This is a genomic window from Neisseria basseii, assembly GCF_962707005.1.
Lineage (GTDB): Bacteria > Pseudomonadota > Gammaproteobacteria > Burkholderiales > Neisseriaceae > Neisseria > Neisseria bergeri.
Genome location: NZ_CAUIXH010000036.1, coordinates 1 through 6,447, shown reverse-complemented (window position 1 = coordinate 6,447; position 6,447 = coordinate 1). Strand labels below are relative to the sequence as shown.

The following is a 6,447-nucleotide window of genomic DNA, read 5'->3' as shown; positions in this document are numbered from 1 at the left end:
GTCGTAAGCTTTTGCAGCGCCACCGAATTTTTTAGCCAAAATAGTAGTCAAAGCAGCAGTCAGAGTGGTTTTACCATGGTCAACGTGACCGATGGTGCCAACGTTTACGTGCGGTTTGCTACGTTCAAATTTTTCCTTAGCCATGAGCTAATTCCTTTACATATAAAGATCGATTAAAGAACAATGGCCGTCTGAAAATTTATTTTCAGTTTCAGACGGCCTTTTCTGATTAGCCTTTGCGGGCTTCAGTTACAGCAGCAGCTACGTGAGCAGGAGCTTCAGCGTATTTTTTGAACTCCATGGAGTAAGTAGCGCGACCTTGGGTTGCAGAACGCAAGTCGGTTGAGTAACCGAACATTTCTGCCAGAGGTACTTCGGCACGGACTTTCTTACCGCCGATACCGTCATCATCCATACCCAATACAACGCCACGACGACGGTTCAAGTCGCCCATTACGTCACCCATGTATTCTTCAGGGGTTTCCACTTCAACTGCCATGATTGGCTCAAGCAGAGCAGGATTGGCTTTACGCATACCTTCTTTGAAGGCTTGGGAAGCAGCCAATTCGAAGGCCAGTTGAGAGGAGTCGACGTCGTGCGAAGAACCGAAGATCAAACGTACACGTACGTCAACTACTGGGTAGCCTGCAACGATACCGTTAGGCAGGGTATCGCGGATACCTTTATCGACAGACGGAATGAATTCGCGAGGAATCACACCACCTTTAATTTCGTCGATAAATTCGTAGCCTGCGCCACCCGGCTCCATAGGTTCCATTTTGATCACAACGTGACCGTATTGACCTTTACCACCGGATTGTTTGGCGTGTTTGTATTCGGCTTCGACTTCTTTGCGGATAGTTTCGCGGTAAGCCACTTGAGGCGCACCGATATTTGCTTCCACGCCGAATTCGCGTTTCATACGGTCAACAATAATTTCCAAGTGCAGCTCACCCATACCGGAAATAATGGTTTGACCAGATTCCTCGTCTGTACGGACACGGAAAGAAGGGTCTTCCTTAGCCAGACGGTTCAGGGCGATACCCATTTTCTCTTGGTCAGCTTTGGTTTTCGGCTCAACGGCAATATGGATTACCGGCTCAGGGAATTCCATGCGCTCCAAGATGATTGGTGCGCTTTCAGCACACAGGGTTTCACCGGTAGTAACGTCTTTCAGACCGATAGCAGCGGCGATGTCGCCAGCGCGTACTTCTTCGATTTCAGTACGGTCTGCAGCAGTCATTTGTACCAAACGACCGATACGTTCACGAGTACCTTTTACTGAGTTCAATACGGTATCACCGGATTTCACAACGCCAGAGTAAACGCGGATAAAGGTCAATTGACCAACGTATTTGTCGTTCAACATTTTGAACGCCAATGCAGAGAATTTCTCTTCATCGCTGGCTTGACGGCTGTCGGCTTCTTCAGTGTTAGGATTAACACCTTGAACCGGAGGAATATCGGTAGGAGCTGGCAGCAATTCTACAACTGCGTCCAACATACGTTGAACACCTTTGTTTTTAAATGCAGAACCACACAGCATAGGCTGAATTTCGCCTGCCAAAGTACGTTGACGCAACGCGCCTACGATTTCTTCTTCGGTCAGATCTTCACCGCCCAAGTATTTGTCCATCAGTTCTTCGCTGGCTTCGGCTGCGGCTTCAATCATATTTTGACGCCATTCTTCGGCAGTTTCGACCAATTCGGCAGGAATATCGCCATAGGTAAAGGTTGTACCTTTATCGGCTTCATTCCAGATGATAGATTTCATTTTCAGCAAATCGACAACACCGGTGAAACTGTCTTCCGCACCAACCGGAATGACGATAGGTACAGGGTTTGCGCGCAAACGGGTTTTCATTTGCTCGACAACACGGAAGAAGTTGGCACCCTGACGGTCCATTTTATTTACAAACGCCAAGCGCGGCACTTGGTATTTGTTGGCTTGCCGCCATACGGTTTCAGATTGGGGTTGAACACCGCCCACCGCGCAGTAAACCATTACCGCGCCGTCCAATACACGCATAGAACGCTCTACCTCTACGGTAAAGTCAACGTGTCCCGGGGTGTCGATGATGTTGAAGCGGTGCTCTGGGAATTGTTTCGCCATACCGGACCAGTAGGAAGTAACGGCAGCGGAGGTAATGGTAATACCACGCTCTTGCTCTTGTTCCATGTAGTCGGTAGTAGCCGCGCCATCATGCACCTCGCCCAGTTTGTGAGTCAAACCGGTATAGAACAAAATACGTTCTGTAGTAGTGGTTTTACCCGCGTCAATATGGGCGGAAATACCGATGTTACGGTACAGGCTGATCGGGGTCTTACGAGCCATTTTATTAGCCTTTCAAAATTAGAAACGGAAGTGAGAGAATGCTTTATTGGCTTCAGCCATACGGTGTACTTCTTCACGTTTTTTCAACGCACCGCCACGACCTTCAGCCGCATCAATCAATTCGCCTGCCAAACGCAGATCCATGGATTTCTCACCACGTTTACGGGCCGCATCGCGAACCCAGCGCATTGCAAGAGCCAGACGGCGTAAAGGACGAACTTCAACAGGAACTTGGTAGTTTGCACCACCTACACGGCGGCTTTTCACTTCCACGATAGGTTTGGCGTTTGCAATGGCTTCGTTAAATACTTCGATTGCTACTTTGCCGGTTTTTTTCTCAATTTGTTCCAGCGCACCGTAAACGATACGTTCTGCAACAGATTTTTTACCGTCAATCATCAATACGTTCATGAATTTAGTCAGCTCAACGCTGCCGAATTTAGGATCTGGCAGTACGTCGCGCTTAGGGACTTCTCTACGTCTTGGCATTTTAATTTCCTTTAATCTATTCAGTTGGGTCAATTCCCATGAATACCCAATTGAGTATTCACTTACTCGGCCGTTATTCAGCTTAGGCGGCCGACGTGCCTATTTAAGTCCCTGTAATTATTTAGGACGCTTAGCACCGTATTTGGAACGGGCTTGTTTACGGTCTTTAACACCTGCAGTATCCAAAGAACCACGCACAGTGTGGTAACGTACACCTGGCAAGTCTTTTACACGACCGCCGCGGATCAGTACAACGCTGTGCTCTTGCAGGTTATGGCCTTCACCACCGATGTATGAAATCACTTCAAAACCGTTGGTCAGGCGAACTTTACATACTTTACGCAATGCAGAGTTAGGTTTTTTAGGGGTAGTTGTGTATACACGGGTGCACACGCCACGTTTTTGCGGGCAGGCTTCCAGTGCGGGCACTTTGTTTACGTACACGGGCTTTTGACGGCCTTTGCGTACCAATTGGTTGATAGTTGGCATATTTTCTCGTCCTGTTGAGTTAAATACTTGCCGACACCATGTCGGCAAGAGTGGAATTATATTTTTATTGCAAGTATACAGTCAAGCATAACGACAAGAAGAAAGATGATTTTCTTGTTTGCCGATAAATATTTACCGACATCCCTCACAATCAGTCGGACGACTGAAGAAAATACTGTCAATACGTTTTTTCTATACTGACAAACCATTCCTTGCCGCTGCGCGAATAAAAGGCGGGCATATTGCTGTTGATCTTGTTGTAACGGAAATTTATTTGGGGTGTAAATCCTTTCCACGACAGTTTTTTATGCCATAAAGCCGCGCTCATCCGATATTCATCATCACGCCGAGTAAAATTGTAAATTAATGTTGCAGGGGCTTTAAATACCCGTTTCGTGTAACCCGCACCCAACTTCAGTCCAAGACCGCCGTCTAATATTTTCACCGTACCCAAACTTACACCATAACGCCGTGAAGCCTGCTCTTTCTCCACAGTATTATCAAACATACCGCTAATACCTCCGTACAACTGCCAAGCCGGCATAGCGTAATAGCTGAGCGTACTGCTGACTGAAATCGTTTTACTGTTGTAACGTTTTGCCAAATATTCGTCATGGTATTGTTTGCGGCCGTACTGGAGAGATTGGGTGCTGCGCCATTTTTCATTCAGACGGCGGCTGTAATCCAACGCAATACCCGTATTTGCCGTATAACGGTTATTGCCCAGCCGGTTTTGTTCGACAAAGGGTCGAAATCCCCACTCTAGACGGCTATTCCGATAACGGTAGCCTACTTCGGCATGAAACGCCTGTTCGCTAAAATCCCGGGCATTCCAATAATGCACACCGGAACCGCTGATGCCTAAGCGGGCAAAGTGATTGCCTGCAATATTAAACATCCGGTCAATACCCAGTTCGTACCTTATCCCGTTGGCGCGTTTGGGCAGGCTGTCTTCCGATTTTGTCCATTTCCGGCCGTTGAGGATGATGTTCCGTGAAGGGGAAGCACTGTTTACATTATCTGTTTGTTCGTAATTCATATTGAACGAAGGATGCCACACCTGCACCGCTTCCGCCTGACGGATATATTCCCGTGCAAGCTGCCGCATATCGGGCGGCAACGCCTCCTCGACCCGGTGCAACTGAACCAATGCCTCACGATATTGTTTGTCTTCAAACAGCATCACGCCCAAATCAAAACGGGGATAAACAAGGTCAGGCCTTTCCGACAACAACTCACGGTATAAATCGGCCGCCTCGCCCTGCCGCATCTCGCTGCGATATAACGCACCGAGGGCATAACGGTACAGCACCGCATCATATTGCGGTTGTTCGGCATATTGGGGCAACAGGCGTTTCAGTGCCGCCCAGTCGCGCGCCAACAACGCCCGATTAATCTGCATTCCCATCCGGTCGCCTCGAACATCGCCTCCTGCCGCACTTTTAGGAGCTTCAGACGGCATTGCATCGCGAACCGGCGGCACATCCTCGGCAAACGGCAGGAGGGCGAGGCTTTCCCCTTCAGACGGCATCGCAGCCCGACTACCGACGTTAATCGGTTCGACAGGCACGCCGATATCCTCGGCAAACGTCGCCGAAGCGATTAGGTATCCCATAAGAAAGATATTTTTAGATTTCATCAATTTCATAACAAATTCAAATAAAATGCCCAGCAACACCATTTCTCTTTTCGTATTACACGGCCATTTACGTTCAGTAAGAATCAACTGTTTTGAAAGAAATTATTGCTGTTTTGAGGTATTGCATTGCCGCTTGGCAGCATTCGATTCGGCGGACTGTTTTTTGAAGAAAATGCCGTCTGAAACTTCAGACGGCATCTTGCCCGGACAAACGGCACTAAATAGAAATAGTGCTTTCTCTATTTCTTCTCGCCGCCGAAACCGATAACAGCTTCATATTTATGCTCTTGGCTTACAGCACCTGCTACTTCATTAGCCGCTTCGCCAAAAATACCCAAATGATACTTTTTAATCTCATTATCCTTCTCTGACGTAGCCACTCCTTCGTTCACGCCAAAATAAGAAACCTGGTCTTTCAACCCCAAGCTGGTGTTGCCCCTTACATAAGCGATTTTCTCAATAGCAGCTTCTTTTAATTCAATTTTGCCATATTGTTCCATTCCTTCAATTGAACCAGAGCCTTTTCTATGATCAAAATCAATTGTGTATCTAAATACGCCATTATGGTTATCTAACGATTCTTTGGATAAAACCCTATTACCGCCAAATGCCCGACCTTCATATTGAAAGCTCCCAGCCTTGGGTAATTTGTCTTCATCTGTTGCCACGCCTCTAATGTCGCTCAGAGCAAAGTCAAATGGAATCTCTTCAGGATTTTGTCTATTCTCTCTTGTAGGATTACCGTCTTTTCGAGCGTAGCCAAAATAGCCTCTAACCACGGAATACGGCTGCTCATAAACCCAAGTTTTTGATAGCGCATAATTCTGTTCTTTATCCGCACCGTAAACCTCAATCTTTTGCTCACTCAAACCTTTGGGGAGAACATCTAGCTCACCCCCCTTACTACCTTCGTATTTTTTACCATTAACATATACATCCATCTTCTGAAGTTGTTCCTTACTAAACAGCTCTTCGCCGTCTAGAAATAGCATTGCCTTGACGGATTCACCCTTACCGAGCTTACCTGCATATTGTTTTCGCGCTCCTGTATATTCATCACCTTTAACCTCTAATACTTTGGCTTGCAATTCTTTTGGTACATCTTTTAATGATGATTTCTCCAGATATTCAATAACTTTTTCATCTTTCGTATCAACATTTGCATTGTCTTTCAGTTGTTCCGAAACGCTTGGCTGACCGGAGTCGCTACCCGTGCCCGCGTTGTCTTTCGGCGGTTCTGAAACGCTTGGCTGACCGGAGTCGCTACCCGTGCCCGCGTTGTCTTTCGGTGATTCCGAAACACTTGGCTGACCGGAGTCGCTACCCGTGCCCGCATTATCTTTCGGCGGTTCTGAAACGCTTGTCTGACCGGAGTCGCTACCCGTGCCCGCGTTGTCTTTCGGTGATTCTGAAACGCTTGGCTGATCGGAGTCGCTACCCGTGCCCGCGTTGTCTTTCGGTGATTCTGAAACGCTTGGCTGATCGGAGTCGCTAC

General features: G+C 47.5%; 6 protein-coding genes and 1 pseudogene. All 7 read right to left on the bottom strand.

All coding sequences use genetic code 11. The features are described 5' to 3' along the window. The coding region (locus Q9I99_RS11015) for a GTP-binding protein (protein WP_241345700.1) at window positions 1-144 on the bottom strand (144 nt) is incomplete at its 3' end. Between the two features lie 85 nt (window positions 145-229). Next, window positions 230-2,335, bottom strand: a complete 2,106-nt coding sequence (fusA, locus tag Q9I99_RS11010; RefSeq protein ID WP_301668012.1) for an elongation factor G — start codon at window positions 2,333-2,335, stop codon at window positions 230-232. Between the two features lie 18 nt (window positions 2,336-2,353). Beyond that, on the bottom strand, window positions 2,354-2,824 hold the full coding sequence (gene rpsG / locus Q9I99_RS11005) for a 30S ribosomal protein S7 (RefSeq protein WP_301668013.1): 471 nt from the start codon (window positions 2,822-2,824) through the stop codon (window positions 2,354-2,356). A 117-nt stretch (window positions 2,825-2,941) separates the two neighbouring features. Then, the gene (gene rpsL, locus Q9I99_RS11000; RefSeq protein ID WP_002218431.1) at window positions 2,942-3,313 is read right to left on the bottom strand and encodes a 30S ribosomal protein S12; all 372 of its coding nucleotides are present in this window, start codon (window positions 3,311-3,313) and stop codon (window positions 2,942-2,944) included. Between the two features lie 178 nt (window positions 3,314-3,491). Next, entirely contained in the window at window positions 3,492-4,928 is a 1,437-nt protein-coding gene (locus Q9I99_RS10995) for a surface lipoprotein assembly modifier (protein WP_301668011.1), read from the bottom strand. Window positions 4,929-5,191: 263 nt separating this feature from the next. Continuing rightward, entirely contained in the window at window positions 5,192-5,620 is a 429-nt protein-coding gene (locus Q9I99_RS11505) for a factor H binding protein domain-containing protein (RefSeq protein ID WP_308447947.1), read from the bottom strand. A gap of 225 nt (window positions 5,621-5,845) precedes the next feature. Beyond that, window positions 5,846-6,127: pseudogene (locus Q9I99_RS11500) on the bottom strand (hypothetical protein); the annotation flags it as partial. Window positions 6,128-6,447: the final 320 nt, after the last annotated feature.

Coding starts and splice junctions, on each gene's coding strand:
- fusA (WP_301668012.1), bottom strand. CDS start 2,335: ATGGCTCGTAAGACCCCGATCAGCCTGTACCGTAACATCGGTATTTCC.
- rpsG (WP_301668013.1), bottom strand. CDS start 2,824: ATGCCAAGACGTAGAGAAGTCCCTAAGCGCGACGTACTGCCAGATCCT.
- rpsL (WP_002218431.1), bottom strand. CDS start 3,313: ATGCCAACTATCAACCAATTGGTACGCAAAGGCCGTCAAAAGCCCGTG.
- Q9I99_RS10995 (WP_301668011.1), bottom strand. CDS start 4,928: ATGGGATACCTAATCGCTTCGGCGACGTTTGCCGAGGATATCGGCGTG.